Genomic DNA, 300 nt, shown 5'->3' with positions numbered 1-300 from the left:
ACAGTAGTCCAGCTTCTCGCTGATGTCTTCGCCAATGCGCTTGAGCGCACACCCACAGGTGCAGGTCTCTGCGTCCGGCTCGTGGTGGATGTCGGTGCGCGGCAACTGCGGCGGCAATGCCTGGCGCTTGGGCTTGCTCTTGGCTTCAGATTTGGACGACGGCAGGAGCGCTTCCAGTTCGGTCTCACTCGCCTCGAGGTCTGCGTCAATGGCTTCGTCCAGCAGACTCGCCTGTTCAGATGTCAGTTGCTCGCTGCGCTTGCCGAACTTCCAGCGCTTGTGGATGGCCAGCTCGTGTGT

1 pseudogene is annotated in these 300 nt (G+C 61.3%); it reads right to left on the bottom strand.

Features of this window, described 5'->3' with window-relative positions:
* Nucleotides 1-300, bottom strand: a pseudogene (locus HX774_RS19650) (IS66 family transposase); the annotation flags it as partial.

The organism is Brevundimonas sp. P7753, assembly GCF_013386595.1.
GTDB lineage: Bacteria > Pseudomonadota > Alphaproteobacteria > Caulobacterales > Caulobacteraceae > Brevundimonas > Brevundimonas bullata.
Note: the sequence above shows the minus strand (reverse complement) of the source record. Positions and strands in the feature narration are given on the sequence as shown.